Below are 26550 nucleotides of genomic sequence, written 5' to 3'. Positions count from 1 at the left end.
GCGATCCGGCACGGGGCGGGCCGCCGGCGGCCCGCCCCGTCGCGTTCGCCGGATGTAGCCCGAATGCCGCAGTGGACCGTAACCAATTCACTCCATCGGCCGTTCCCGGGCAGAACGCCCGCGCCGACCGACCCATGGATGTCCCTTGCCCAGGTTCAGTGTCATTGTCCCCGCGTACAAGGTCCAGGCGTACCTTCCCGAGTGCCTGGACTCGGTGCTCTCGCAGTCGTATCCCGATCTGGAACTGATCGCCGTGGACGACTGCTCACCCGACGCCTGCGGGGCGGTCATCGACGAGTACGCGGCGCGGGACGCGCGGGTGAAACCCGTCCACCTGACTGAGAACCAGGGGCTGGGCGGGGCCCGGAACGCGGGGCTCGCCGAGGCGACCGGCGACTACCTGGTGTTCCTGGACGGCGACGACACGCTCACCCCGGACGCGCTGCGGGCGGTGGCCGACCGGCTGAAGGAGACCGGCGACCCGGACGTCCTCGTCTTCGACTACGCGCGCACCTACTGGGACGGCAGCCAGGTGCGCAACCAGCTCGCCGCCGAGCTCAGCGAGCAGGGCCCGGCGCCGTTCCGGCTGGAGGACCGGCCGGGGCTGCTGCGGGTGCTGATGGTGGCCTGGAACAAGGCGTACCGGCGGGAGTTCGTCGCCCGGCACGGCTTCACGTTCCCGCCGGGCTACTACGAGGACACCCCCTGGACCTTCCCGGTGCTGCTGACGGCCGAGTCGCTCGCCACCCTGGACCGGGTGTGCGTGCACTACCGGCAGCGCCGGCGGGGCAGCATCCTCGGCACCACCAGTCGCAGTCACTTCGACCTGTTCGAGCAGTACGACCGGGTGTTCGCGTACGTCGAGGAGCGGCCCGAACTCGCTCGCTGGCGGCCCGAGTTGTTCCGCCGGATGGTCGACCACTTCGCCGTGGTGTTCACCCGGCGGGGCCGGCTGCCGCGCGGCAGCCACGGCGAGTTCCTGCGCCGGGCCCGCGCCCACTACCGCCGCCACCGCGTGCCGGGAGCGCGCCCGCGCCTGCGGCACGGCCTGATCCGCTTCGGGCTGCACCGCACGTTCCGGGCGCTCCGGCTGGCCGCTGCCGTCCGCCGGCGCGTGCTGAGGACGGCACTGAAGCTCGCCCGCGCCCTGCGCACCGGCGTACTGCGGCTGCACTACGGCGTCCAGCTGCGGCTGCCGCTGCGGTCCGACCGCGCGGTGTTCGCCGCCCGGGAGGGGTACGGCGACCCGGCCGCGCTGGAGGAGGCGTTCCGGGCGCACGCCCCGCGGCTGCGCACGGCGTGGGTCGCCCCGCCCGGGCGCGCGGTGCCGCCGGGCCCACGCCGGCTGACGCCCGGCACGGCCGCCTACTGGACGGCGCTGGCCCGCTCCCGCTACCTGGTCAGCGACGTCCGCTTCGAGCGGCGGCTGCGCAAGCGGCCGGGGCAGGTCGTCGTGCGGGCCCTGGAAGGCACCCCGCTCGGGCACGCGGGCCTGGACCTGCTGGAGCGCCCGGCGGCGGCCCGTGACCTGGACTTCGCGGAGCTGCTGCGGGACGTCGACCAGTGGGACTACGTCCTGTCCGGCAACCGGCACGCCACCCTGACCTGGGAGCGCGTCCTGCCGGGCGGTTACACCACGCTGGAGTACGGGCTGCCCCGCAACGACGTCCTGCAGCGGGCGACCGAGGCGGACGTGGCCCGGCTGCGGGCGTCGCTGGGCGTCCCGGAGGGCGCGGTCGCCGTCCTGTACGCGCCCGCGCACCGCGACCACCGGCGCACCCAGCGCCCGCTGCTGGACCTGGAGCGGATCGTGCGCCGCCTCGGCCCGCGCTTCGTGGTCCTGGCCCGGACCCCCGTCCCCGTCCGGGGCACCCGGATCATCGACGTCTCCGGCCATCCGGACCTGGCGGAGCTGTGCCTCGCCTCGGACGCACTGCTGACCGACTACGCGCCGGTCCTGTTCGACTACGCGGGTCTGGACCGGCCGATCGTGGTGCACACCGAGGACTGGGCGGCGTACGAGGCGTGCCGTGGCGCCTACTTCGACCTGCGGGAGTTCCCGCCGGGCGCGGTGGCGCGCAGCGAGGACGAGCTGATCGACATCTTCGCCTCCGGGCACTGGCGCGGCTCGCGCTCGGCGCAGTTGCGGGCGGCGTTCCGGGAGCGGTTCTGCCCGTGGGACGACGGGCACGCCGCCGAGCGGGTGGCGCGGCGGGTGGTGCTGGGCGAGACGGAGCCGACGACGGTGGTGCCCCTGGCGGACCGCACCCCGGCCCCGTCGTCCTGCGCGCGCTCCCCGCTGGCCACCGTGCCGCAACCTTCCGGCCCCGTCCCCGTCACCGAGAGCCGCTGAACGGCGTTGGTCATACCGGGAGTTCCCATGCCCCTCGGGTCGACGCGGCCCACCCCGAGCCGGCCGTCCACCTGGCGTCCGGCGGGACGGCCCGGCCGCGTCCGCAAGACGACAGAAAGAACAGAATGCCCCGTTTCAGCATCATCGTCCCGTCCCACGGGGTCACCGGCCGGCTGTCCCAGGCGCTGGACTCGGTCCTCGGCCAGTCCTTCGGCGACCTGCAACTGATCCCGGTCTGCGACGCCCCCGACGCCCCGGCCGCCGAGGTCGCCGCCGGGTACGCCGAGCGGGACTCCCGGGTGACCCCCGTCCACTCCCCGCCGTCCGACGGGCTGAGCGGGGCGCGCAACGCCGGGATCGGGGCGGCGACCGGCACGTATCTGCTGTTCCTGGACGGCGACGACCTGCTGCTGCCGGGCGCGCTCGCGGCGCTGGACGCCAGGCTGTCCGAGACGGCCGGCGTGGACGTGCTGTACGTCGAGCACGAGCGTGCCCCCTGGTGGGAGGGCGAGCCGACGAACCCGGCCGCGCCGCTGCTCGCGGGGACCCCGAAGGGCGCCTTCGCCCCCGCCGACCGGCCGGCGCTGACCGGCGTCCAGCTGCCCGCGTGGAGCGCCGTCTACCGCCGCGCCTTCCTCACCGAGCGGGAACTGACCTTCCCGGAGGGCCACTTCACCGACCTGGGCTGGGGCGGGCTGGTCACCGTCGCCGCCGAGCGGGTCGCGGTGCTGCGCCGGACCGTCGTACGGCACCGGCTGCGCCGCCAGGGCAGCCGGCTGAATCTGCCCGGCCCGCACCAGCACACCCTGCTGGACCAGGTGGAGCGGGTGCTGACGCGGGCGGCCGAGCGCGCCCTGCCGGCCGAGCGGACCGGGCCGCTGTTCGACCAGTTGTTCGCCGTGGTGCTGAAGACGGCGTCCCGCCCGGAGCGGCTGCTCTCCGGACACCGGGCGTTCTTCCGCCGCGCGGCCCGCCTCTACCGGCGCCACCGGCCGGCCGGTCACCGGGTGCCGGGCGGCAGCCTGGGCGTGCAGCACCGGCTGCTGGCGGCGGGCGCGTACACCGCGTTCCGCGCCCTGCGCGGCGCCAACCGGGCGGCCGGCGGCGCCACCGCCCGGCTGCCCCGCCCGCACATGCTGCGCACCCGGCTGCGCTACGCCCGCGACCTGCGCCGCCCGCTCGACCCGGACCTCGCGGTGTACTGCGCCTACTGGGGCCGCGGCTACGCCTGCAACCCGGCCGCGATCCACGCCAAGGCCCGTGAACTCGCCCCGCACATCCGCTCGGTGTTCCTGGTCGAGGCCGGCCAGGAGCACGCCGTGCCACAGGACGTGGAGTACGCGGTGATCGGCTCCCGCCGCTACTGGGAGGTGCTGGCCCGCGCCACGTACCTCGTCAACAACGCCAACTTCGCCGAGGGCGTCGTCAAACGGCCGGGCAGTGTGCACGTGCAGACCCAGCACGGCACCCCGCTGAAGACGATGGGCGTGGACCAGTCGACGTACCCGGTGGTGGCCGCGCAGTCGGGCAGCTTCACCAAGCTGCTGGGCCGGGTGGACCGCTGGGACTTCAACCTGTCGTCCAACCGCCACTCCACCCAGATGTGGGAGCGCGCCTTCCCCGGCTCCTACGAGCACCTGGAGTACGGCTATCCGCGCAACGACGTCTACTACACGGCGACCGCGCGGGACGTGGCCCGGATCCGGCGGGAGCTGGGCGTCCCGGAGGGCAGGACGGCCGTGCTGTACGCGCCGACCCACCGCGACCACCACACCGGCTTCGAGCCCGGCCTCGACCTGGAGGCGTTCTGCGCGGCGGCCGGCGAGGACGTGGTCGTGCTGCTGCGCGCGCACTACTTCTACGACCGGGGTGGTGTCCGGGGCTCCGACCGGATCATCGACGTCACCGCCCACCGCTCCTCCGAGGACGTGTGCCTGGCCGCGGACGCGCTGGTCACCGACTACTCGTCCATCATGTTCGACTACGCCAACCTGGACCGGCCGATCGTCGTGTACGCCGACGACTGGGAGGTCTACCGGGAGACCCGGGGCGTGTACTTCGACCTGATGGCCGAGCCGCCCGGGCTGGTCGCCCGGACCCCCGAGGAGCTGGCCGCCGTCTTCCGCGACGGCTCGTACGCGGGCCCGGAGGCCAGGGCGCTGCGGGCCGCGTTCCGGGAGCGGTTCTGCCAGTTCGACGACGGGCGGGCCGCCGAGCGGGTCGTGAGGCGGGTGCTGCTCGGCGAGCCGCCGGAGGCGGTCCCGGCCGTCATCCCGCTCGCGGAGCGCATCCCCGCCCCTGCCGCCGCGACCCTCGTGAGGAGCTGACCCGCCGTGCCCCGCTTCAGTGTGATCGTGCCCTGTTTCAAGGTGCAGGGATTCCTGCGCGAGTGCCTGGACTCGGTGCTCGGGCAGTCCTTCGGCGACTTCGAGCTGATCGCCGTGGACGACCGCTCCCCGGACGGCTGCGGCGCGATCCTGGACGAGTACGCCGAGCGCGACCCGCGCGTGAAGGTGCTGCACCTGCCGGAGAACGTGGGCCTGGGCAGGGCCCGCAACGCGGGCATGCCGCACGCCACCGGCGACTACCTCTTCTTCCTGGACAGCGACGACACCCTCACCCCGGGCGCGCTGCGGGCCGTCGCCGACCGGCTCACCGAGGCCGAGGACCCGGACGTGCTCGTCTTCGACTACGCGCGCACCTACTGGTGGGGCGGCACCCGGCGCAACGTCCTCGCACACGTCCTGGCCCAGGCCCCCGGCACGTTCGCGGTCGCGGAGTACCCGCAGATCCTCGACCTGCTGATGGTGGTCTGGAACAAGGTCTACCGGCGGGAGTTCGTCACGGAGCACGGCTTCGCGTTCCCGCCGGGCTACTACGAGGACACCCCCTGGACCTTCCCGGTCATGCTCAGCGCCCGCCGGATCGCCGCCCTGGACCGGATCTGCCTGAACTACCGGCAGCGCCGGCAGGGCAACATCCTGTCCACCACCAGCCGCAAGCACTTCGACATCCACGACCAGTACGAGCGGGTCTTCGCCTTCGTGGCCGAGCGGCCGGAGCTGGCGGCCTGGCGGCCGTACCTGCACCGCAAGATGGGCGAGCACTGCCTGGACATCCTGGCCAAGCCGGACCGGCTGCCGCCCGCCGACAGGGCCGAGTTCTTCCGGCGTACGGCGGAGATGTTCCGGCGGCACCGGCCGGAGGGCGCCCCGGTGGACGGCGAGGTCGCCGTGCTGACCGGTTCCTGGGCCGGGTACCGGGTCAAGCGGCAGGCGGCGCGGGCCGGACGGGAGGCGGCCCGGCGGGCGGACCGGGTGCGCCGGGCCGCCGGCGCGCGGGCCCGCACCGGCTGGGCGGCCCTGCACAGCCGCCGGCCGCTCGACGAGAACCTCGTGGTCTACTCGGCGTCCTCGCACCGGGGCCTGCTCGGCGACCCGGCGGCGATCCATCACCAGGCGCGCGAGATCGCCCCGCGGCTGCGCGGGGTGTGGGTGGTGGGGGACGCGGAGACGGCCGCGCGGCTGCCGGCCGACGTCGAGCACGTGATCGTCGGCTCCCGGCGCTATCTGGAGGTGACCGCGCGCGCGAAGTTCTTCGTCAACGACGTCAACTGGCCCGGCAGCCTGGTCAAGCGCCCCGGCAGCGTGCACATCCACACCCATCAGGGCACCCCGTTGAAGTACCTGGGCGCCGACCTGCTGGACAAGCCGGGCGCCCGGCTGGGCTTCGACGTGCCGCAGATGCTGCGCCGGGCCGACCGGTGGGACTACAGCCTGGTCGCCAACCGCCACTCCGAGCTGGTCTGGGAGCGGGCCTACCCCTGTCACTTCACCTCGGTGCGCACCGGCAGCCCGCGCAACGACGTGCTGGTGAACGGCGGTCACAGCGACTTCCGGGAGCGGCACGGCATCCCGGCGGACCACACGGTCGTGCTGTACGCGCCGACCCGGCGGGACTACCGCCGCAGCGGGTACGTGGAGCGGATCGACCTGGCCCGGTTCGCGGCCGACCTCGGCGAGGGGCACACGCTCGTGGTCCGGCTGCACCCGTCGCTGGCGAACGGTCCCGCGCGCGGCATGGGCCTCACCGAGCTGGCCCGGCGCGGGATCGTGGTCGACGCGACCGACGAACCACGGCTGTCCGACGTGCTGCTGGCGGCGGACGCGCTGGTCACCGACTACTCGTCCGTGATGTTCGACTACGCCAACCTGGACCGGCCGATCGTGGTGCACGCCGACGACTGGGCGGCGTTCACGGCGAGCCGGGGCACGTACCTCGACATCACCGCCGAGCCGCCCGGCCATGTCACGCACGCGTACCGGGAGCTGGCCCGGCTGTTCGCCTCGGGCGGGTGGCGGGACGAGGAGTCGGCGCGGCTGCGCGCGGACTTCCGGGCCCGCTTCTGCGCGTACGAGGACGGGCGGGCGGCCGAACGGGTCGTACGGACCCTGCTGCTGGGTGAGCCGATGCCCGCTCCGGTGCCCCGGATCCCGGGTCAGGCGGCTTCCCCGGACGCGCTGACGTCGGCCTAGCGGGGACGCCGAGGGGGCCGGCCCCGACCGGGCCGGCCCCCTCGGGCGTGCGCGGTGCCTACTCGATGACCAGGTCGACGTCGATGTTGCCGCGGGTGGCGTTGGAGTACGGGCACACCTGGTGGGCGCTCTCGACCAGCTTGCGGCCGGTCTCCTGGTCCACGGTGTCGGGCAGCTCGACCCGGAGGGTCACCTTCAGCCCGAAGCCCTCGCCCTGCTTGCCGATGCCGACCTCGGCGGTCACGGCCGCGTCGCTGACGTCGACCTTCGCCTGGCGGCCGACGAGCCCGAGGGCGCTGCCGAAGCAGGCGGCGTACCCGGCGGCGAAGAGCTGCTCCGGGTTGGTGCCCTCGCCGTTGCCGCCCAGCTCCACCGGCGGGGCCAGCTTGAGGTCGATCCTGCCGTCGGAGGAGACGGCGCGGCCCTCGCGGCCGTGGGTGGCGGTGGCGACAGCGGTGTAGAGCGCGTCCATGAAGACCATCCCTCTCGGGGTTCGCGGTTCGTTGTGAGCACAAGTAGAGCACACAACTGAGTTGCACACAACTAAATGGACTGCAAGAGCTACCATGGAGGCATGACCGACACGGAGTGGCTGCGACTGGACCGCCAGATCTGCTTCTCGCTGCACGCGGCGTCACGCGCCTTCAACAGCGTCTACCGGGTGATCCTCAAGGACCTGGGGCTGACCTACCCGCAGTACCTGGTGATGCTGGTCCTGTGGGAACAGGGCGACCTGCCGGTCAAGAGGCTCGGCGAACAGCTGCGGCTCGACTCCGGCACGCTGTCCCCGCTCGTCAAGCGGCTGGAGGGGGCCGGTCTGGTGCGCCGCGAGCGCAGCGCCGAGGACGAGCGCTCGGTCCGGGTCCACCTCACCGAGGAGGGCACGGCACTGCGCGAGCGGGCCCTTGAGGTGCCCCGCCGGATCATGTCGGCGACCGGCCTCGACCTGGCGGAGATCGTCGACCTGCACACCCGACTGGAACGGCTCACGACGGCCCTGGACGCGGCGGCGGAGGCTGAGGCGCGAGCAGCGGACTGACCGGGCGGACGTACAGCCGTACGGTCATCCCGCCCCGCACCGCCTCGTCCTGGCCGAGGAACTCCCGCCCCAGCACGTCGGTCTTCGCCCGCTCGGCGGGATCGCCCGGGGCCCAGCGGCCGGCGAGCAGCTTCCGGTCCGCGACGACCCACACCCGGTCCACCCGCGCCAGCCTGCGCCGCACCTCCGCCGGACCGGCCTCCCGCCCGTACAGCGTCCCGGACCCGGCGGCCCCCGCCACCAGCGCCACGTCCCGGGTCCCCCGGAACGCCCCCGGGTACGTGAGCGCCACGTTCCGCGCCGACGCCGGCAGGAACAGCACGGGATCGCCGGGCTCCACCCTGCGCGCGACAGCGCGGGAGACGGCACCGAGATCGTCCGGCCGGCTCCCGGGGTCGCGGTCCTCCCGGAGGAGGGGGAACTGGTGCAGGAGGGAGAGGGCGACGGCGAGGACGCCGGTGAGCGGGACGGAGGGGGACCGCGGGGGCGGACGCCGCCGGACCGCCCCCGCCACCCGCTCGGCCCCCGACGCCACCAGCAACGGCGCCCCCGACAGCGCGTACAGCACGTACCGGTCGACGTACAGCGGCGAGAACTGGGAGGCCAGCATCAGCACCACCGGCGGCACCACCACCACCGGCAACGCGACTCCCGCACACGTCAGTTCACCGCGCGGCCCCACCAGCCCGACCAGCCCCACCACGGCCAGGGCGAGACACACCCAGAACACTTCGTCCGTCGGTCCCAGGAACCTGCGCAGCAACCTTTCCGCCGTATCCGCCGTGGGCGTCCGCAACCAGGCCACCTGCGCCGACTGCCCCCGCGAGACCACCACCATCGGCACCAGCGCGACCACGACCGCCGCCGCCGCGCTCCCCCAGCCCCGCCACACCCGCGCCCCGGCCCGCGCCAGCGCCAGCGACACCGCGTGGGCGGGGAGCAGCAGCACCGCGAACTCGTGGAGCCAGCAGGTGAGTCCGAGGACCGCGCCGTACGGCCACCATGACCCGCCCCGCACGGCCCGGACGAACAGCAGGGTCGCCGCGGTGGCGCCGGCCGCGACCAGGGCGTAGGAGCGGCCTTCCTGCGCGTAGTGGCCGGCCATCGGCGCGACGGCGTAGAGCAGCCCGGCCCACAGACCGACCCGCGGCCGGGCCAGCCGGGCGCCGAGGGCCGCCACCAGGCCCGCCGTGACGGTCGCCGCGCACACCGACGGCAGCCGGAGGGCGACCTCCCCGGGATGGACGGCGAGGACGGGCCGCAGCAGCAGGTAGTACAGGCCGTGCACCGCGTCCACGTCGTGCAGCAGGAGCCAGATCCGGGGCACCGTACGGCGTCCGACCTGGAAGCTGACGGCCTCGTCGCGCCACATGCCGCCCCGGTCCAGACCCCAGAGCCCGAGCGCGAGCATCACCAGCGCGGGCACGCCCACGACGGCGGCCCGGTGGAGGCGGGTGCGCCCCAGTGCCCCGAGCAGGGGGTGGCTCGTTGCACCGGTCGGTACGTCCGTGGTCGTTCCAGCCGCCCGACGCGACTGCGGTTTCGCAGGAAGCCCGACGTTCACCATGGCCCGATCTCTTGCGATTAGCCAATATTTGCGGTCCTTGACGGCGTATCAGCATGAATACACCATCCCTACCGCTTAGGCTCCCATGTGATGAACCGTCTCCGTGTCACCCCCGGCCCGGTCCTCACCCTCGCCGCCCTCGCCGTCCTGTGGCTCACCACCCGCGCCCTGATGCTGTGGCTGCTCGTCCACAGCGGCGCCCGGCTGCTGGGCGGCGGTTCGGTGACCCGTGAGGTGTGGCGGCTGTACTTCCACTGGTACGGCGTCCTCGCGCACGGTTCCTTCCCGGTGCACGACACGCTGTGGCAGTACCCGCCGGGCGCGGGCGCGGTGCTGCTGGCACCGGGCCTGCTGCCGGGCCTGACGTACTTCGAGGCGTTCGTGGCGCTCACGCTGGCCCTGGACGCGCTGACCGCGGCGGCACTGCTGCGCGCGGGCGCCCGGCCCGGGCGCAGCCTGCTCGGCGCCGCCGTGTGGACCGGCGGCCTGCCCCTGCTGCTGCACATGCCGCTCGCCCGGTACGACGTCCAGGTCACCGCCCTGGCCGTGCTGTCCCTGCTGGCCTCGGCGCGCTCCCCGCGCGCGGGCGGTGTGCTCGGGGCGCTGGGCGCGCTGGTGAAGGTGTGGCCGGCGCTGGTGCTGCTGGGCACGCCCCGGGGCCGGCCGACGCGCACGGCGTGGGCGTGGGGGGCGTGGGCCGGGGTGGCGTCCCTGGCCGTGCTCGCGGCCCTCTTCACACATCCGCTGTCCTTCCTGCGGGAGCAGGGCGGCCGGGGCGTGCAGATCGAGTCGCTCGGCGGAACGGCGCTCAATCTGGCCCGGCACTTCGGCTGGCCGGGCCGGGCCCGCTACCAGTACGGCGCGATGGAGATGACCGGCCCCCACGTGCACGCCGTCGCCACCGCCTCGCTGGCGCTGACGGCGGTCTCCTTCGGGCTGCTGGTGCTGTGGCGGGTACGGGCCCGGCGCTGGAGCGAGGCGACGCCGTACGACGCGGCGCTGAGCGCGGTGCTGCTGTTCACGGTCACCAGCCGGGTCATCAGCCCCCAGTACATGATCTGGCTGATCGGGCTGGCCGCCGTGTGCCTGACCTCGCGGCACACCGGCCAGCGGCCGGTGGCGGTGCTGATCCTCCTGGCGTCCGCGCTGAGCACGGTGGCGTACCCGATGTACTACCGCGAGGTGATCGACGGCAGTTGGGCCGGGTGCCTGCTGATGCTGTCCCGGAACGGGCTGCTGACGGCCGCCGCCGTGCTGTCCTTCGTACGGCTGTGGCGGTCCACGCGGCCGCCGACCGGAAAGCCGGTGCCGAGGACGCAACCCCGGCCCGGTTTCGACCGTCTTCCCGAGCGAGCACTGAGCGCCTCTTGACGGCGTATCACTGAATGTTCCGTTCCTACGCCCCCGGCCCATGGACCCCATGCATCGAGAAGCGCGAGACCCGCATCCGGCACCGGCGGCTCAGGTCGCCGTGGTCGTCATCGGCTACAACGACCGCGCCCATGTGGGCGAGGCCGTCCGCTCGGCGCTGGCGCAGGGGCCCGCGGTCGCCGAGGTGATCGCCGTGGACGACTGCTCCACGGACGGCAGCGACGCACTGCTCGCCGGGCTGGCCGCCGGTGAGCCGCGGCTGCGGGTGGTCCGACGGAGCGTGAACAGCGGCGGTTGCGGCAGTCCGCGCAACACCGGGATCGACGCGGCGACCGCGCCGTACGTGATGTTCCTGGACAGCGACGACGTGCTGCCGCCCGGCGCGGTGGACGCGCTGCTGGCCGCGGCCACGGAGGCGCGCGCCCAGGTCGCGAGCGGTCTGTGTGTGCGCCGGGAGCTGCCGTCGGGGCGCGAACAGCCCTGGCAGACGCCCCTCTACACGGCGCACACCGTCCTTGCGCGTCCCTCGCAGCACCCCCGGCTGGTCCACGACACGCTGTGCGTCAACAAGCTGTACCGCACCGACTTCCTGCGCGACCACGGCATCCGCTTCCCCGAGGGCCGCTTCCTCTACGAGGACTTCGTCTTCACCGCGCGCGTGCTGGCCGCGTCCCCGCGCATCGCGCTGGTCCCGGACCGGGTCTACGTCTGGCAGGTGCGCCGGTCGGCCGGGCGGCTGTCGCTCTCGCTGGACCGGGGCGGCATCGAGAACTGGACGGCGCGTCTCCAGGCGTGCGCGCTGGCGCACGACGTCCTGCTGGACGCCGGGCAGAAGGAGCTGGCGCGGGCGGCCCGCGCCAAGTTCCTCGACCACGACGTGCGCATGTACGCGCGCGAGCTGGGGTTGCGCGACGCGCGCTACCGGCATGCCTGGTGGGCGCAGACCCGGGCGTACCTCGCGCGCCACGAAGCGGCCGACCTGGAGCCGGACCCCGCCGCCCCCGGCCCGCTGCTCGCGCGGGTCGTCCTGGCCTCCCCCGAGCCGCGCGACCTGCCCCGCCTGCGCGAACTCGCCGCCCGCCCGGCCCGCCTGCTCCCCCCGTACGCCCGCACCCCCGAGGGCGACCCGGTCTGGTCCGCCGACCTCCCCGAGGTCTCCCTGGCCCCCCTGCTGACCCGGCCCGTCGCCGCGCTCCCGCTCGCGGTCGACGCGGAACTGCGCCCCCGCGCGCGGGTCTCGCTGCTGCGTCTGCGGCTGCACGAGCTGTACGGGAAGGTGGCCGAGGCGGGCCCGCCCGAGGTGGACGTGGCATGGCACGCGCGCGAGGACGAGCGCGGGCGCGGGCGCACGACGGTGGCGCTCGCGCCCTCCGGCCCGGACAGCTGGTCCGCCGAGGTACCCGTCGACCTGGCGGGGCTCGGCTCGGGCACCTGGGACCTGCGGCTGACCCTCCGCTTCCCGGACGGCACCCGGCGCGAGGTCACGGCGCACGCCCTCACCGGCGCCGGTCGGCTGCGCCGGCGCGCCGTGCCGAGCGCCGTGCACGGCGTGCTCCTGGCCCAGCCGTACGCCACGCACTCCGGCGCACTGGCCCTGCGGGTGGCCACCGGGCTCCACGGCCTGCTGACCGTGGCCCGTGGCCGGCTCCGCCGGCTGCTCCACTGAGACACGGCGGGCACGACGGGCACCGCGGCATCCGGGGGCGGCGCGGTCGCGGGCGACCCGCCGCCGGGGCCCGGGCCGTACGCCGGCCGCGGGCTCACCCTTGCTGCTCGCGCGGTTGCCCTCACCCCTTCGGGGCGCCTCACAGTGCCTTGAGCGCACCCGCCGTGGCCCGCGCCAGCTTCTCCAGGTACCCCTTCGGCAGCTTCGGGGAGCGGATGACCACCGAGCGCCAGTACAGCGGCCCGGAGATCAGGTCCAGGGCCAGGTCGGGGTCGACGCCCGCGCGGACCTCGCCCCGCCCCTCCGCCGCCGCCACGATCCTGCTGGCGACCCCTTCCTGCCCGTCCCGCAGCGCCTTCTGGAAGGCCTCCGCGATCTCGGGATTGCGGGCCGCCTCGGCCTGGAGGTCGGGGATGATCTGGGACGCGACCGGATGGCGCAGGGCACGGGAGGTGACCTCGTACAGGAGCCGCAGGTCACCCTCCAGGGAGCCGGTGTCGGGCACCGGGAACCCGGTCACCGCCATCGCCGAGACGACGTCCAGGACCAGGTGGAGCTTCGAACGCCACCGCCGGTACACCGCCGTCTTGCCGACCCCGGCCCGCCGGGCGATCCCCTCGATGGACATGCGCGCGTAACCGACGGCCGCCAGTTCCTCGAAGACGGCCGCGCGGATCGCCTCGGTCACGTCCTCCCGGAGCACGGCCGCCCCGGCGGGCGTCCGGCGGCGTGGACGCGCCGGCGGCTCGTCGGCGGACTCGGCGGCGTTCGTCGTCATACCCACAGCATAGGGCGTGACGACGAAACGGTTGCGTTCCGACGTCTGTTGGGCCTACGCTCGCGTTGCGACGATACGGTCCCGTCCCGACGTAAGAGAACGTGAAGAGAAGCGTAAGGAAACGCCGGACGACGGGCACGGACGCGGCGATCCGGCGACAGTCGGGCGCAGCACCCCCCTCCCCCGAGCGAAAGCAGCGGATGTGAGCCAGGTCCTCCACACACCGCCCCCCACCCGGGCCCCCGCGGACGACGATCTCGCGGCGCTGGCCGCCCGGCACGGTCTGTCGGTCAGCGGCGCCCGCCCCACCCTGCCGGAGTACGTCCGCCAGCTGTGGGCCCGCCGCCACTTCATCAGCGCCTTCGCCACCGCCAAGCTCACCGCGCAGTACAGCCAGGCGAAGCTCGGCCAGGTCTGGCAGGTCATGACCCCGCTGCTGAACGCGGCGGTCTACTACTTCATCTTCGGCGTGCTGCTCGGCACCAAGCACGGCGTGCCCGACTACATCCCGTTCCTGGTCACGGGCGTGTTCATCTGGACGTTCACGCAGAGCTCGATCATGGCGGGCACCCGCGCGATCTCCGGCAACCTCGGCCTGGTCCGCGCCCTGCACTTCCCGCGCGCCGCCCTGCCGATCTCCTTCTGCCTCCAGCAGCTCCAGCAGCTGCTGTTCTCGATGGCCGCGCTGGTCGTCATCCTGCTCTGCTTCGGCGTTCCGGTCGCCGTCTCCTGGGTGCTGGCCCTCCCGGCCCTGGCGCTCCAGTTCACGTTCAACGCCGGCGTGTCGATGATCATGGCGCGGATGGGCGCGAAGACCCCGGACATCGCCCAGCTGATGCCGTTCGTGCTGCGCACGTGGATGTACGTGTCCGGCGTGATGTGGAGCATCGACAAGCTGGCCGACAAGGACGACCTGCCGCACGTCGTCACCGTCCTGCTGGAGATCAACCCGGCCGCCGTCTACATCGACCTGATGCGGTTCGCGCTGATCGACAGCTTCCACGCGAGCCAGCTGCCCCCGCACGTGTGGGCGGCGGCGATCGGCTGGGCCCTGGCCGCGGGCATCGGCGGCTTCATCTACTTCTGGAAGGCTGAGGAGACGTACGGCCGTGGCTGAGCGCAGCGAAGAGAAGGTCCCCACCGTCGTCGCCGACCGCGTCGACATCGTCTACCGGGTGAACGGCACCGGCGCCGGCCGGGGCTCCGCCACCGCCGCCCTCAACCGCATCCTCCGCCGCAAGCAGACCGAGAAGGCGGCCGGCGTGCGCAAGGTGCACGCCGTGAAGAAGGTGTCGTTCGTCGCCCACAAGGGTGAGGCGATCGGGCTCATCGGGACGAACGGCTCCGGGAAGTCGACCCTCCTGAAGGCGGTCGCCGGCCTGCTCCCGGTGGAGAACGGGCGTATCTACACCGACGGCCAGCCCTCCCTGCTGGGCGTCAACGCGGCTCTGATGAACGACCTCACGGGCGAGCGGAACGTCTTCCTCGGCGGGCTCGCCATGGGCATGTCCCGGGAGCAGATCAAGGAGCGCTACCAGGACATCGTCGACTTCTCGGGGATCAACGAGAAGGGCGACTTCATCACCCTGCCGATGCGCACGTACTCCTCGGGCATGGCGGCACGCCTGCGCTTCTCCATCGCCGCGGCCAAGGACCACGACGTCCTGCTGATCGACGAGGCGCTGGCCACCGGCGACCGCTCCTTCCAGAAGCGCTCCGAGGCGCGGATCCGCGAACTGCGGCAGCACGCGGGCACGGTCTTCCTGGTCAGCCACAACAACAAGTCGATCCGTGACACCTGCGAGCGGGTCCTGTGGCTGGAACGCGGCGAGCTGCGCATGGACGGGCCGACCGAGGACGTGATGAAGGAGTACGAGGCGTTCACCGGCGACAAGAAACCGGCCCCCAAGAAGCCCGCGCCGAAGGCTGATGCCACGAAAGCGAAGCCGGTTGCCATAAAAACGGACACAACGCAACCGGACGCCCCCAAAGCCGGTCTTCCTTCCTGAGCGCAGTCTTACGCCAACCGCAGTTATCCCTTTCATCCGCTTAATGACAGTATGTTATGAAGGGTGCGCCGGGAGACGACGAGTCGAAGGAGTCCATCGCGATGCCCCAGTTGAGCGTGATCGTCCACGGGCCGAACGCACAGGGGCATCTGACCGATCTGCTGGACTCCTTGGAGGCCCATCCCCTCACCGACGTGGAGGTGATCGTCGCCGCCGTCGGCGACTGGGCCCTGGAGACGGCCGAGCACCACGCACCCGAGACGATCGTCGTCCCGCTGCCGGACGGCACCGGTGATCCGGCGGCCCGCGCGGCCGGCGCCGCTCGCGCGTCCGGTCGCTGGCTGCACTTCGTCCACGCCAAGGACGGCCTGCCGGCCGGCGCGCCCCGTCTGATCGCCGAGCGGACCGCCGAACTGGACGCCACCGCCTCCGCGGAGCCCGTCGACGTCCTCCTCTTCGACCACGTCACCACCACCTGGCAGACCGCCGCCAGACCCTCCCGCGACGGCCGCCATCTCGCCGCCGTCGGCCGGGCGGGCCGGCCCCTGGACGAGGCCGCCGACCTGCTGCGACTCACCCCGCTGCTCGGCAACCGCGCCCTGCGCACCGCGTTCTGGCGGGCCCACGAGGGGCGGCTGGACACCGACGACGAGCAGCGCGCCGCCCAGGCCGCCCTGCTGTACGCCGGCCGGGTCGCCTGCCTCAACCAGTCGGCGTACGAGCACCGCGTGCTGCGCCCGGAGAGCCTGCCGCCGCGCGCCCCCGAGGACCGGCTCCGGCTCATCGACCGCTACGAGTCCCTGCTCGCGCTCGCCAGGGACCGCCGCGCCCCCCGCACGGTGTTGTACGACCTGATGGTGCGCGACCTCATCCGAACCTTCGCCCGCGAGGAGCTGCCCGACCCGGTGGCCCGCGAGTTCTTCCGCCGCGCCTCCGTGGCCGCGGTCCGCTGGCGCCCCGAGGGCCACCGGCACCCCGCGGGCCTGGAAGGCGTACGGCACGCGCTGCTGGAGGAGGGCGCGTACACCAGGTACCGCGCGTTCCAGGCCGCCAACCGCACCCGCCGCGCCGCCCGCAAGGCCGTACGCACCCGCAAGCGGCAGCTGAGCACCAGGATCCGCGACCACCAGTACCAGCGCGCCCTGAGCCGCCCGGTGGACCCGCACCTCGCCGTGTTCGCGGCCTACTGGGAGCGCGGCGTGGCCTGCAACCCGGCGGCCGTCGCCGCCAAGCTCGCCGAACTCGCCCCGCACATCCACCCGGTGTGGGTGGTGAACAAGCAGAACGAGGCCCTGCTGCCGCCCGGCACCGACCACGTCGTCCCCGGCACCCGCCGCTACTGGGAGGTCCTCGCCACCGCCAAGTACCTGACGAACAACGTCAACTTCCCGAACGCGGTGGTCAAACGCCCGGACGCCATCCACCTCCAGACCCACCACGGCACCCCGCTCAAGCGGATGGGCCTGGACCAGATGGACCACCCGGCCGCCGCCAAGGGGCTGGACTTCGCCGCCCTGCTGGCCCGGATCGACAAGTGGGACTACAGCGTCAGCGCCAACAGCCACTCCACCCGGATGTGGGAACGCGCCTACCCGTCCCGCTACACGTCCCTCGACTACGGCTATCCGCGCAACGACGTCTTCTACACGGCCACCGCCGCCGACGTCCGCGCGGCCCGCGACCGCCTCGGCATCGCCCCGGGCAGGACCGCCGTCCTCTACGCCCCCACCCACCGCGACTACGAGGCCGGCTTCACCCCCCGCCTCGATCTGGCCGCCCTCGCCGACCGCCTGGGCGACGACACCGTCCTCCTGGTCCGCGCCCACTACTTCTACGGCGGCGCCGCCTCCCCGCTGACCGGCCTGCGCCGCTCGGGCCGGATCATCGACGTCTCCTCCTACGACCCCGTCGAGGAGCTGTGCCTGGCCGCCGACGCGCTGGTCACGGACTACTCGTCGATCATGTTCGACTACGCCAACCTGAACCGCCCGATCGTGATCTACGCCGACGACTGGGAGACGTACCGCACCACCCGGGGCGTCTACTTCGACCTGATGGCCGAGCACCCCGGCCAGGTCGCCCGCACCCAGGAGGAGCTGGCCGAGATCTTCCTCTCCGGCGCCTGGCGCGACGAGAGCGCGGCCAAGGCGCGGGCCACGTTCCGGCGCCGGTTCTGCGAGTACGACGACGGGCGCGCCGCCGAACGGGTCGTACGCCGGGTGTTCCTGGGGGAACCGGAGGACGCGCTGCCGCCCGTGCTCCCCATCGAGGACCGCACCCCCGCCCCGACGCCCGAGGAGGCCACGGCATGACCCGCCCCGACGTCACGGTCACGGTCATCGTCTTCAACGACGCGGCCCGCCTGCCCCGCGCGGTCGCCTCGCTGCGCGCGCAGACCCACGCGAACATCGAGATCGTCATCAGCGACGACCACTCGACGGACGAGACGCCCACGGTGGCCCGGGAGCTGGCGGCCCAGGACCACCGCATCCGCTACATCCGGCTGCCGGAGAACAGCGGCGGGTGCAGCGCCCCGCGCAACCGGGCCATCGAGATCGCCCGGGCACCGTACCTGATGTTCCTCGACAGCGACGACGAACTCCCGCCGCGCGCCGTCGAGTCGCTGCTCGCCGCGCACCGCGAGCGGGACGTCGACTTCACCATGGGCGCGGTCCGCCGGGTCCGGGTGGACAACGGCCGCCGCTCGACCTGGATGCCGCACCTGGTCGCCGAGCGCCGCACACTGGAGGGCATCGAGGCGGACCCCCGTCTCCTCTTCGAGCACCTGTCGACGAGCAAGATGTACGCGCGCGCCTTCCTCGACCGGCACCAGCTCCGCTTCCCCGAGGGCATCCACTACGAGGACCAGCTGTTCTCGGCGCAGGCGTACTGCCTGGCGGACGCGTTCACGATCATCCCGGACCCGGTGTACGTCTGGTACATCGAGCCGTTCGCGGACGCGTCCTCCGCGTCCATCTCCAACCAGCGGCACAAGATCTCCAACGTCAGCGACCGCGTGCACGTCCAGCGGCTGATCGACGAGTTCCTGGTGAGCAGCGGGCACGCGGGGCTCCGGGAGGACAAGGACTACAAGTTCCTCAAGCACGACTTCCGGATGTACGCCGGTGACCTGCCGTACCGGGACGAGGAATGGCTGACGTCCTTCGCGGAGATCATGAACCCCTATCTCGACACGCTCTCCCCCGAGGCGTACGGCCGGCTGCCGCGCGCCGAGCGGGTGGTGCTGGAGCTGCTGCGGGACGGCCGCCCGGCCGAGGCCCGGCTGGCGGCGCGCGGACTGGGACACGCGGTGGCGCCGCGCCGGGTGACGGCCGACGGTTCAGGGGTCCCGTACTGGGGTGACACCGTGCCCTCGACGGACCGTGCCCGCCGCGAGCTGGACGTCTCCGAACTTGAGTTGGACACCCGGCCGTTCCCGACCGCCCTGTTCCGTCACGAGATCACGGAGCTGACGCCCGGTGCGGGGGCGACCCTGACCCTGGCGATCCGCACCTACGACCCCGGTCTGCGCCTGCCGGTCGGGCCCCAGCGGGCGTCCCTGCTCCTGAGCCCCGGCCGACGCCGTATGACGACCCCCTTCCGCCTGGACCCGGTCCGCCCCGGCGTCTTCGAGGGCACGGTCCGCCTCGACCTCGCCTCCGCGCCGGTCCCGCTCCACGGCTTCCAGGGCGTACGACACCCCGTGGTCCGCCTGGACCAGCAGGGCCTGTCCAACTCCGGGCTGCTCCTGGCCCCGTTGGACTTCCCGGCCCGCACGGTCCGCATCGACTACCACTCCGGCGCGGCCCCCCACGAACTCACCGTCGAACCGGAAGGCCGCAACCCCGGCCGCCTGCAGCTCCGCTGGCGTCCGGTCGGGGTGACGGCCCGGATCACCCGGCCCGCCGTCCGCCGTCTGGCCCGGCCCCGGGTGCGGAACGCTGCGCGGCTGGTGGCGAGTGTGCTGAAGTGACCGGGTCCTTGAGAGCCGTTGTGGCGTGCGTGCGTGGGCGACCGCGGGGCCGTCGTGGCCGCTCGCGCAGTTCCCCGCGCCCCTAGGGAGCTGCAGTGCCGCCTGCTTCGGAGAGCACTCGGTACAGGACCTGTCCGCCCGGCCCCACGGCCGTCCTGCGCAGCCACGGTGCCTCGCTGCCCCCCACGACCCACTTCACGCCGTACTCCCGGAGAATCCCCCGCCGTTCCTCCGCGCCCGCCGCCGGTGAGAAGTACCGGTCCACCGCCGCCTGCCTCCGTCCGGCGTCCGGAAGGAAGAAATCCGGGTACCCGGCCGCCACGGTGTACGGACCGTACGCGGGGATCTGCCGAGCCGGGAACTTACGCGCCATCACCACGTCCCCGTACCGCACCCCCGCCCGCATGATCCACTGGTAACCCACCCACGGCGTCCGGTACTTCGCCGCCACCGCCCCGGGCAGCGCGTCCCGCGGCACCACGTACCCGAGCGTCCCGGCCTGCGTCCACGCACCCACGGCCAGCGCGGCGAGCAGCACGCACGCCCACACCCGCCGCACCACGGTCCGCCCCGCCGACACCACCTCCAGCGCCGCCGCGAGCTGCGCCGGGATCAGCGCGGCGGGCAGGGCCCGGCCCCAGGAGTAGTGGCCGGTCAGACCCCCCGCCGCGAACACCAGCGCGCCGAACAGGAAGAAGAGGACCAGGGGGTCGCGGTGGTCGCGACGCAGGCGGAGGCCCAGCGCCACCACCCCGAGCAGCACCAGCCCGAACCGCCCGGCCAGGTGCTGGTACAGCGGCCGGTGGACGGCCTCCAGGTCCGCGCCGGCGGAGAACAGCGCGAAGAAGTCGTAGTACGGCCAGAGCCACAGCACCAGCAGGCCCAGGAGCAACCCGGCGCCCAGCCGGAGCAACGCGCCGCGCGCCGGTCGCGCCGCGAGCACCATCGCCAGCCCGCCCAACGAGGCCACCACGCCGGTGAACTGGTGGCACAGCAGGATCACCGCCCACAGCGCACCCAGCCCCAGGCACACCCCCCATGTCACCTCCCCGCGCACCGCCCGCGTCAGCCAGGCCCAGAAGTGGAAGGCGAGCCCGAGCGCGAACACGCTGGGGTACGACACCGTCAGCGCGAGGGAGTTCAGCCCGAGGAAGCCGCTCCAGTTGAACAGCAGCGGCCCCCAGAGGAGGACCAGGCTCAGGAAGGTCAGCGCGGGGGCGGCGCGGTGGCCGCTCAGCGTACGGACGTAGCGTCGGACGCCTGTCACCAGCAGGCCCAGTCCGGTGAGCGCGGCCAGGCGCAGGACCACGAAGACCGACAGGCCCGTCAGCTTGGCGACGGTGCCGAGCAGCAGCATCCAGGGCGAGTCGTACGGGCTCGGCGTGTCGGCGTCGACCAGCGGGTTGCCGGGGTGCAGCAGGCTGTGCCGGAAGCGCTGGATCGTGGCCGCGTGCATGCCGAGGTCGCCCGCCCACGGCAGGCGGACGACGACCCAGAACATCAGCACCACGACGAGCGCGGCGGCGATCTGCGGCAGCTCACGGCCCACGCGCGACACGGAGCCGCCCGGTGGTGCCGTACGGCTCACCTGTTCGGTGTCAGACGGCGCGGTGTGCACACGCCGACCCTATCCGAAGCACCGCGAAGAGCAGGAAAAGATAAGTTCGCCGCACGATTCGGACGAGAAACGGGCAAGAAGAGGGGCGCCCCGGGGAGACGGTCCCGGGGGCGCCCTCTTCTTGCCGTACGGCTACGAGTGCGTCCGCAGCAGCGTCCGCATCGTGCGCATCGCCACCGACAGGTTGGCGAGATCGAACGAGTCCGAACTGCGGATCTCGTCCAGCGTGGTGCGGGCGCGGCCCAGGAGCGCGCTGTTCTTCTGCTCCCACGCCTTGAACCGCTGCTCCGGCGTCGAGGTGCCGTTGCCCACCGCGAGGACGTCCGCGGTGAGGGCCGCGTGCGCCGCGTACAGGTCCTCACGGATGGAGGCGCGGGCCATGGACTGCCAGCGGTCGGCGCGCGGCAGCTCGATGATGCGGTCCATGAGCTGGGTGATGTTCAGCCGGTCGGCGAGGTCGTAGTAGACCTCGGCGACGTCCAGCGGCTCCTTGCCCATGCGGTCGGCCACCGACACGATGTCGAGCGTCGGGAAGGCGGAGGAGAAGCCGGCCACGCGGGTGGCGAGTTCGTCCGGGACGCCCGCCGCGGACAGCTCGTCGTACACGTGCTGGTACCACTCCGCGTCCGCGCCGCGCAGCAGCTTCGGCAGCTCCTGCCAGACCCGCTCGACCCGCTCGGCGAAGAACTCCACCGTCTCGGCGAGCTGGAGCGGCTGCGGCCGGTTGTTGAGCAGCCAGCGGGTGCCGCGCTCGACCAGGCGGCGCGAGTGCAGGCGGATGCGGGTCTGGACGGCCGCGTCGACCTGGTTGTCCAGGGCCTCGACGGCGTCCCACACGGGCGCCGAGCAGAAGATCGCGCGGGCCGCGGTCTGGGCGCGGACGATCTCCTCCAGGGAGGCGCCGGTCTCCTCGCGCAGCCGGTGCAGATACGTCGTACCGCCCGTGTTGACCGTGTCGTTGACCAGCACGGTCGTGGTGATCTCGCGGCGCAGCGGGTGGTTGTCGATCGCGTCGGCGAACCGCTCGCGCAGGGCCGTCGGGAAGTACGCGTGCAGCAGGCCGCGCAGGTACGGGTCGTCCGGCAGCGAGGTGTGCAGCAGCTCCTCGGCGACCGTGATCTTCGTGTACGCCAGCACGACGGCGGTCTCCGGGCTGGTCAGACCCTGGCCCTGGGCGAGGCGCTCACGGATCTGCCGGTCGGTGGGCAGGAACTCCAGGGCCCGGTCCAGGTGGCCCTCGCGCACCAGGTGGCGGATGAACCGCTGCTGGGCGTGGAGCATGTCCTTCGCCTGGAACAGGGCGTTGGCCAGGGCGGTGTTCTGCGCGTAGTTGTTGCGCAGGACCAGCGCGCCGACCTCGTCGGTCATCTCGGCGAGCAGCTTGTTGCGCTGCTTGACGGTCATGTCGCCGTCCGCGACCAGGCCGTTCAGCAGGATCTTGATGTTCACCTCGTGGTCGGAGGTGTCCACACCGGCGCTGTTGTCGATCGCGTCGGTGTTGATCTTGCCGCCGTGCAGGGCGAACTCGATCCGGCCGAGCTGGGTCAGGCCCAGGTTGCCGCCCTCGCCGACGACCTTGACCCGCAGGTCCTGGCCGTCGACGCGGATGGCGTCGTTGGCCTTGTCGCCGACGTCCGCGTTCGACTCCGTCGACGCCTTCACGTACGTGCCGATGCCGCCGTTCCACAGCAGGTCCACCGGCGCCGTGAGGATCGTCTTCATCAGGTCGGCCGGGGTCATCTTGGTGACCTTGCCCTCGATGCCCAGGGCCTCGCGGATGTGGCTGTTGAGCGGGATCGACTTGGCCGTGCGCGGGAAGATCCCGCCGCCCGCCGACAGCAGCTCGGTGTTGTAGTCGGCCCAGCTGGAACGGGGCAGCTCGAACAGGCGGCGGCGCTCCGCGTAGGAGACGGCCGCGTCCGGGTCGGGGTCGATGAAGATGTGCCGGTGGTCGAAGGCGGCGACCAGACGGATGTGCTCGGACAGCAGCATGCCGTTGCCGAACACGTCACCGGACATGTCACCGATGCCGACGACCGTGAAGTCCTCGCTCTGCGTGTCCACGCCCAGCTCGCGGAAGTGCCGCTTCACGGACTCCCAGGCGCCGCGCGCGGTGATGCCCATGCCCTTGTGGTCGTACCCGGCGGAGCCGCCGGAGGCGAAGGCGTCGCCGAGCCAGAAGTTGTAGGTGTTCGCGACCTCGTTGGCGATGTCCGAGAAGGTCGCGGTGCCCTTGTCCGCGGCGACCACCAGGTAGGTGTCGTCGCCGTCGTGCCGGACCACGTCCCGCGGCGGCACGACCTCGCCGGCCACCATGTTGTCGGTGATGTCGAGCAGCGCCGAGATGAACGTCCGGTAGCTGGCGATGCCCTCGGCGAGCCAGGCGTCGCGGTCCACGCTCGGGTCGGGGAGCTGCTTGGCGACGAAGCCGCCCTTGGCGCCGACCGGCACGATGACGGTGTTCTTCACCATCTGCGCCTTGACCAGGCCGAGGATCTCGGTACGGAAGTCCTCACGCCGGTCGGACCAGCGCAGGCCCCCTCGGGCGACCTTGCCGAAGCGCAGGTGCACGCCCTCCACGCGCGGCGAGTACACCCAGATCTCGTACGCCGGGCGCGGTGCGGGCAGGTCCGGGATGGCCTGCGGGTCGAACTTCATGGAGACGTAGTCGTGCGGCTTGCCGCCGGGCGCGTCCTGGAAGAAGTTCGTGCGCAGGGTCGCCTTGATGACGGTCAGGAAGGACCGCAGGATGCGGTCCTCGTCCAGGCTGGCCACCTGCTCCAGGGCCGCGTCCAGCTCCTCCAGCAGCGCGTCGGTGATCTCCACACCGGCCTGCTGCCGTTCCGGGGACATCCGCGCCTCGAACAGGGAGACGAGGAGCCGGGTGGTGTGGACGTTGTTGCGGAGGGTGTCCTCCATGTAGTCCTGCGAGAAGGTCGAGCCGGCCTGCCGCAGGTACTTGGCGTAGGCGCGCAGCACCATCGCCTGCCGCCAGGTCAGCCCGGCGCTCAGCACGAGCGCGTTGAAGCCGTCGTTCTCGGCCTGGCCGGTCCAGGTCGCGGCGAAGGCCTCCTGGAAGCGCTCGCGGGCGTCGTCGCCCAGGTACTCCCCGCCGCCCGCCGCCTTGGGCATGCGCAGACCGAAGTCGTAGATCCAGGCGGTCGTGCGGTCCGCGCAGCGCAGCTCGTACGGCCGCTCGTCGGTGACCTCGACACCGAGCCGGCTCAGCACCGGCAGCACCTTGGAGAGGGAGACCGAGCCGCCCTTCTGGTAGATCTTGAAGCGGCGCTCCTCGGGCGCGGCACCCACCGGCTCGTACAGGCTCAGCGAGAAGGTCCTGTCCTCGCTGAGCTGCTCCAGGTGGACCAGGTCGGCGACCGCGGCACGCGGGCTGTGGTCGGCCTTGTAACCCTCGGGGAAGGCGTTGTTGTAGCGGCGCAGCACCTCTGCCGCGCGCTCCTCGCCGCACTCGGCGGTCAGCGCCTCGGCGAACGCGTCGGCCCAGGAGCGGGCCGCCTCGACCAGACGGGCCTCGATGCGCTCCTTGTCGGCGTCCGACAGCTCGGGCAGATCGGTGCCCTGCGGGACCCGGACGACGAAGTGCAGCCGGGACAGGATCGACTCGGTGTTCCAGGCGGTGAAGTCGACGCTGATGCCGCCGAGCTCCTCCTTCAGGATGTCGATGATCCGAAGGCGCACGCCGGTGGTGTAGCGGTCGCGCGGGAGGTAGACGAGGGCCGAGTAGTAGCGGCCGTACTCGTCCTGGCGCAGGTACAGCCGCAGCCGGCGGCGCTCCTGGAGGTAGAGCACGCTCGTGGCGATGGACTGCAGTTCCGCGGCGGGCGTCTGGAACAGCTCGTCGCGCGGGTACGTCTCCAGGATCTGGAGCAGGTCGCGGCCGTCATGGCTGTTGGGCGAGAACCCGGCGCGCTTCAGCACCTCGTCCACCTTGCGGCGGATGACCGGGACGCGGCGCACGGACTCCGTGTACGCGGCGGAGGAGAACAGACCGAGGAAGCGCCGCTCACCGACGACGTTGCCGTCCGCGTCGAACTTCTTGACGCCGATGTAGTCCAGGTACGACGGCCGGTGCACGGTGGCCCGGCTGTTGGCCTTGGTCAGCACGAGCAGCTTGTGCTCGCGCGCCTTGGCCCGGGCGTCGGCCGGGAGACGCTCGAAGGACGGGCTGACCGGGTGCTGGTCGTCCTCGGCGTGGTGCGGGTCCGAGCGCAGTATGCCGAGACCGGTGCCGGGAACGGCGGCGAGCGTGTCGTCGTCGCGCAGCTGGTACTCGCGGTAGCCGAGGAAGGTGAAGTGGTCGTCGGCGAGCCAGTGCAGCAGCTCGCGGGCCTCCTCGACCTCCGGCCCGGGCAGGTCGGCGGGGACGGGCTCGTCCTCCAGACCGTCGGCGATGCGGGTCGCCGCGTCCCGCATCTTCTCCCAGTCCTCGACGGCCTCGCGGACGTCGGACAGCACGCGCAGCAGGTCGGCGGTGATCTGCTTCAGGTCCGCGCGGTCGGTCTCGCGGTCGATCTCGACGTGGATCCAGGACTCGACGTGCGTGTCGTGCGGGAGGTCGCCGGTGAGCCCCGTGGACCGGTCCGGCAGCACCTCGATCAGCTTGCCGGTCAGATCCCGCCGTACGACGAACTGCGGGTGAATGACGACGTGGATGCCGCGCCCCTGCCGGGTCAGCTCATTGGTGACCGAGTCCACGAGGAAGGGCATGTCGTCGGTGACGACCTCCACGACGGTGTGGCTGCAGGTCCACCCGTTCTCCTCCACCGTCGGGGTGTGCACCCGGACGTTAGCGGTGCCCTGGGGGCGGGTCTCGGCGAGACGGTAGTGCGAGACCGCGGCGCCGAAGACGTCGACCGGGTCGCGGTCGGCGAGGTCTTCCGGGGCGGTGTGCAGGTAGTAGCGCTGGAGGAACGCGAGCACGGATTCGCTGTCCGGGGTGCCGGGGGTGCCCTCGCTCGTCGTCCCGGTCGGTAGGTGCCCCCCGACCGGGCTGTTCTCAGCTACCCGGGCGGCCCGTTCGAGCAGCTCGGCCTTGGCTTCGTCCAGCTTGGTCTGCATTGTCCTCTGGCTCCTGTCGCGCGCCGTTGCGTGACGTAGAAGGAAGTACGGTCTCTTTCCCTCCGGCTCGACGCCACGGCCCGGGGTGTCCGGTCCGGTCCGACGCTATGCCGCGAGGTGAGATGAGCGGGGGGAATTCGGCCATTCTCGGCACGTCCGTGGAGTGTGACGCTGCTCTCGGCACCGCCGTGCCCCGGGCCGTCCTCGGCGTCCTGGAGGCGTCCGCGCCCCCGTCCCGCCCGCGAAGACCAGCGACCGCGGCCCGGTCACGGAGGTGTTCCGTGCAACCCGGGCGCAGGGCAGGAGCAGGAGCGCCCCCGCGAGATATCGCGCTGATCACGCCACAAGGCTATCGCCACTTACCCCGGGCCCGTCATGAGCCGTATGTGTACAAAACCGAGGGGTGAAGTTTGACGTTCTGCACAGCGGCGGGGCGGGGGCGGGTGGCGTATCCGACGGCTGGTTCCGTTCCAGGTCACCCGGTCGCGCCCCCGGGTCCGTGGTCGCACCCTGAAAAGCGCCGGGCCCTCTTGGCAAGGGGCGCCCGGCGGAGGCACGGTGC

General features: G+C 72.7%; 15 protein-coding genes. 10 read left to right on the top strand and 5 right to left on the bottom strand.

What is annotated here, in order from left to right; genetic code table 11:
• The first annotated feature begins 145 nt into the window (after positions 1–145).
• The 3 genes from C3492_RS02625 (at position 146) to C3492_RS02615 (ending at position 6888) form a co-directional block, all read left to right on the top strand.
• Positions 146–2353, top strand: coding sequence for a bifunctional glycosyltransferase family 2 protein/CDP-glycerol:glycerophosphate glycerophosphotransferase (locus tag C3492_RS02625; RefSeq protein ID WP_103810074.1), 2208 nt, complete (start codon positions 146–148; stop codon positions 2351–2353).
• A 125-nt stretch (positions 2354–2478) separates the two neighbouring features.
• On the top strand, positions 2479–4680 hold the full coding sequence (locus tag C3492_RS02620) for a bifunctional glycosyltransferase/CDP-glycerol:glycerophosphate glycerophosphotransferase (RefSeq protein WP_103810073.1): 2202 nt from the start codon (positions 2479–2481) through the stop codon (positions 4678–4680).
• A 6-nt stretch (positions 4681–4686) separates the two neighbouring features.
• Positions 4687–6888 (top strand): bifunctional glycosyltransferase/CDP-glycerol:glycerophosphate glycerophosphotransferase, encoded by a 2202-nt coding sequence (locus C3492_RS02615; RefSeq protein ID WP_103810072.1) that lies wholly within the window; start codon positions 4687–4689, stop codon positions 6886–6888.
• Positions 6889–6946: 58 nt separating this feature from the next.
• Here C3492_RS02615 and C3492_RS02610 read toward each other — a convergent pair whose 3' ends face one another.
• Positions 6947–7360 carry an organic hydroperoxide resistance protein gene (locus C3492_RS02610; RefSeq protein ID WP_103810415.1) on the bottom strand — a complete coding sequence of 138 codons (414 nt, stop codon included), beginning with the start codon at positions 7358–7360 and terminating at the stop codon, positions 6947–6949.
• Between the two features lie 102 nt (positions 7361–7462).
• Here C3492_RS02610 and C3492_RS02605 point away from each other — a divergent pair, with 102 nt between their 5' ends.
• Positions 7463–7927, top strand: coding sequence for a MarR family transcriptional regulator (locus tag C3492_RS02605; RefSeq protein WP_308461120.1), 465 nt, complete (start codon positions 7463–7465; stop codon positions 7925–7927).
• Here C3492_RS02605 and C3492_RS46590 read toward each other — a convergent pair.
• Positions 7875–9359 carry a glycosyltransferase family 39 protein gene (locus C3492_RS46590; RefSeq protein ID WP_103810414.1) on the bottom strand — a complete coding sequence of 495 codons (1485 nt, stop codon included), beginning with the start codon at positions 9357–9359 and terminating at the stop codon, positions 7875–7877. The genes C3492_RS02605 and C3492_RS46590 overlap by 53 nt on opposite strands.
• Positions 9360–9584: 225 nt before the next feature.
• Between C3492_RS46590 and C3492_RS02595 the strand changes: the two genes are divergently transcribed.
• Together C3492_RS02595 and C3492_RS02590 are read left to right on the top strand one after the other, a co-directional pair.
• Positions 9585–10865 carry a glycosyltransferase family 87 protein gene (locus C3492_RS02595; RefSeq protein ID WP_181140164.1) on the top strand — a complete coding sequence of 427 codons (1281 nt, stop codon included), beginning with the start codon at positions 9585–9587 and terminating at the stop codon, positions 10863–10865.
• A gap of 40 nt (positions 10866–10905) precedes the next feature.
• On the top strand, positions 10906–12531 hold the full coding sequence (locus C3492_RS02590; RefSeq protein ID WP_181140163.1) for a glycosyltransferase family 2 protein: 1626 nt from the start codon (positions 10906–10908) through the stop codon (positions 12529–12531).
• 139 nt (positions 12532–12670) lie between these two features.
• Here the strand turns inward: C3492_RS02590 and C3492_RS02585 are convergent, their stop codons facing one another.
• On the bottom strand, positions 12671–13309 hold the full coding sequence (locus C3492_RS02585) for a TetR/AcrR family transcriptional regulator (protein WP_103810069.1): 639 nt from the start codon (positions 13307–13309) through the stop codon (positions 12671–12673).
• Positions 13310–13511: 202 nt separating this feature from the next.
• Here C3492_RS02585 and C3492_RS02580 point away from each other — a divergent pair, with 202 nt between their 5' ends.
• The 4 genes from C3492_RS02580 (at position 13512) to C3492_RS02565 (ending at position 19291) form a co-directional block, all read left to right on the top strand.
• A complete protein-coding gene (locus C3492_RS02580; RefSeq protein ID WP_103810068.1) occupies positions 13512–14426 on the top strand; it encodes an ABC transporter permease in 915 nt (304 codons plus the stop codon).
• Positions 14419–15318 carry an ABC transporter ATP-binding protein gene (locus C3492_RS02575; protein ID WP_103810067.1) on the top strand — a complete coding sequence of 300 codons (900 nt, stop codon included), beginning with the start codon at positions 14419–14421 and terminating at the stop codon, positions 15316–15318. Before C3492_RS02580 ends, C3492_RS02575 begins: the two co-directional genes overlap by 8 nt.
• Positions 15319–15419: 101 nt before the next feature.
• A complete protein-coding gene (locus tag C3492_RS02570; protein WP_103810412.1) occupies positions 15420–17630 on the top strand; it encodes a CDP-glycerol glycerophosphotransferase family protein in 2211 nt (736 codons plus the stop codon).
• Entirely contained in the window at positions 17627–19291 is a 1665-nt protein-coding gene (locus C3492_RS02565) for a glycosyltransferase family 2 protein (RefSeq protein WP_103810066.1), read from the top strand. The genes C3492_RS02570 and C3492_RS02565 overlap by 4 nt, the downstream gene beginning before the upstream one ends.
• Positions 19292–19373: 82 nt before the next feature.
• On the opposite strand, the gene C3492_RS02560 is transcribed toward C3492_RS02565, so the two are convergent.
• Positions 19374–20792 carry a hypothetical protein gene (locus C3492_RS02560; protein WP_258055486.1) on the bottom strand — a complete coding sequence of 473 codons (1419 nt, stop codon included), beginning with the start codon at positions 20790–20792 and terminating at the stop codon, positions 19374–19376.
• Positions 20793–21041: 249 nt separating this feature from the next.
• Positions 21042–25988, bottom strand: coding sequence for an NAD-glutamate dehydrogenase (locus tag C3492_RS02555; RefSeq protein WP_103810064.1), 4947 nt, complete (start codon positions 25986–25988; stop codon positions 21042–21044).
• Positions 25989–26550 lie beyond the last annotated feature (562 nt).

Source organism: Streptomyces sp. Ru62 (assembly GCF_002920615.1).
Lineage (GTDB): Bacteria > Actinomycetota > Actinomycetes > Streptomycetales > Streptomycetaceae > Streptomyces.
The sequence above is the reverse complement of the archived record's forward strand: the minus strand, read 5'-3'. Positions and strand labels throughout refer to the sequence as shown.